The organism is Planktothrix sp. FACHB-1355, assembly GCF_014748295.1.
In the GTDB taxonomy this organism is placed as follows: Bacteria; Cyanobacteriota; Cyanobacteriia; order Cyanobacteriales; family Aerosakkonemataceae; genus Aerosakkonema; species Aerosakkonema funiforme_A.
The window spans coordinates 1-2,089 of the sequence record NZ_JACJUP010001204.1 but is presented as its reverse complement, the minus strand read 5'-3'; the positions used below and the strand labels follow the sequence as shown (position 1 = coordinate 2,089).

Annotated in this window: 3 protein-coding genes; all 3 read left to right on the top strand. The window is 40.4% G+C overall.

Features of this window, described 5'->3' with window-relative positions; translation table 11 throughout:
• Nucleotides 1-1,416, top strand: a 1,416-nt coding sequence (locus H6S82_RS30780; protein WP_191057295.1) for a protein kinase, incomplete at its 5' end; no start/stop codon positions are given.
• Nucleotides 1,417-1,443: 27 nt separating this feature from the next.
• Entirely contained in the window at nt 1,444-1,701 is a 258-nt protein-coding gene (locus tag H6S82_RS30775; protein ID WP_190471780.1) for a type II toxin-antitoxin system HicA family toxin, read from the top strand.
• A gap of 2 nt (nt 1,702-1,703) precedes the next feature.
• Nucleotides 1,704-1,925, top strand: a complete 222-nt coding sequence (locus H6S82_RS30770; RefSeq protein ID WP_190471782.1) for a type II toxin-antitoxin system HicB family antitoxin — start codon at nt 1,704-1,706, stop codon at nt 1,923-1,925.
• Nucleotides 1,926-2,089 lie beyond the last annotated feature (164 nt).

The following is a 2,089-nucleotide window of genomic DNA, read 5'->3' as shown; positions in this document are numbered from 1 at the left end:
TTTATTCATGATAAAAATGTTATTCATCGGGATATTAAGCCTCAGAATATAATGCGTCGAAAGAGCGATCGCCAATTGGTGCTGATCGACTTTGGCATTGCGAAGGAATTCACAACAACTTATTCTGGTCAAGCAGGTACAACAGTTAGCGTATTGGTAGGTACGCCTGGATATGCACCAAAAGAACAAGTACAGTATGGAAAAGTTTATCCGGCTACTGACCTTTATAGTTTAGCTGCTAGTTGTATTCATTTATTGACGAGAATTCCTCCTCATAATCTCTACGATCCTCAGCAGGATTACTGGATATGGCGACAGCATCTAGCAAAACCGATTAGTTCTCACTTGGGACAAATTTTAGACAAACTTCTTAAAGAGTCAGTAAGAGAACGATATCAATCAGCAGATGAGGTAATTAAAGAATTTATACCAGAAGTTCGATTAAGCCAATCTAGTTTGACATTTACAGCCACAAAAATAAATCAAATACTAACTCAAACAATTAAAATTACTAACTCTATTCCTGACACCCTGCTAGAGGGTAGATGGGAAGTAGCACCGCATCCCAACGATCCACCACATACGCCAAATACCCATGCTTGGATTTCATTTTCACCTGCTCAGTTTGCGAGTGATCAAATTGATTGCAAAATTACTGTAGATACTAGCAAATTGCAGGCAGATCAAGCTGGTGAGAGGCAAATTTTATTGCATACGAATTCATCGCCAAATACTTATATTTTAACGGTTAAAGTTCAAACGGCTCCACTGCCTATTGCCAATAAACAATTGCCTTATGGTTCCCTATCTGTGCTGTTTGTAACTTGTTTTGGGGTAGCTTGGGTTGGGGCTTTAGCTTGGGGTATGCCTGGGGCAGCGTTTGGGGCTGGCATTGGGGCTTTGATTGGGGTTTTTGCTGGGGCTGTTACTGAAGCTTCGATTGATGGCGGATTGGGATTTGGACTTGGGGCTCTAGCTGGATATTCGACTAAAAGCGGTAAGGGAAGCTCTGTGGTTGAGTTGGTGGTTGGGATGATGGCAGGATCTGTAGCTGGAAGCATCTGTGGGCTGATAGGGTCGAGTCTAGCTTTGGCGAAGGGAGATGTCCCCTTTTTTATGGCGTTGGTTTGGATTGTAGTTGTGAGTGTGGTTGGGTTTATAGCTGGTTTGGTGGCTAGAACTATCGCTAAAAATTTAGTAACTGAATGGTTTGTTGTGGTTATCTCAATACTAACAGTGGGGTTAGGAATTAGCTTAGGAATTGGCTTTATAGTTGGATTTTTGAATCTGTTAATAATATTGGCACTAGCAGGAACAGGTTTACCATTAGCTACAATGATTTTTTATCCCATTTTAAGACGACGTAGGCTCATTGTTAAATATCAACAGTCTCAGCAACATTTGATTAAGCCATAACCACAAGTAGCGAAAGGAAAATTCGGGATGAAAAAACGTAAGCTACTTGAAAAAGTTCTATCTGGATCGAAAAATATCCAGTTTAATGAAATGGTGACACTGATTGAAGCCTTTGGGTTTCGTCTATCGCGCATCAATGGCAGCCATCACATCTTTAGCCATCCTGAAATTCCAGAAATAGTTAATATTCAAAATAAGAAAGGTAAAATAACACCATACCAAGTCCGCCAATTTTTGTTACTGATAGAACAGTATAATCTTCAACTGGAGGATGAAACAGAGTAACTATGAAAGATTATCACATCAATGTATTCTATAGTGAAGAGGATGAAGGTTACATTGCGGATATACCTGACTTAAAATACTGTTCTGCTTTTGGCGAAACACCAGAGGAAGCTGTGCGGGAAGTCCTAATTGCGAAAGCTGTATGGCTGGAAACCGCGAAAGTTGAAGGAAAACCGATTCCCCTGCCTAGATATCGACCAGCTATATACCAAGTGGGAATATAAAATTATCTTGGAACTTACTATGACTCAAGAACCTCCCCTTCCCGATCCAGAGAAAGTGAAGCAAACTGTTACTAGAATGCGCGAAGTCTGCCGCCAATTTGATAATCTCAATTTAGCACTTGATGAACTGATTGCCCAAATAGAAGCGGATATTCGGAATAGTT

Coding starts and splice junctions, on each gene's coding strand:
- H6S82_RS30775 (WP_190471780.1), top strand. CDS start 1,444: ATGAAAAAACGTAAGCTACTTGAAAAAGTTCTATCTGGATCGAAAAAT.
- H6S82_RS30770 (WP_190471782.1), top strand. CDS start 1,704: ATGAAAGATTATCACATCAATGTATTCTATAGTGAAGAGGATGAAGGT.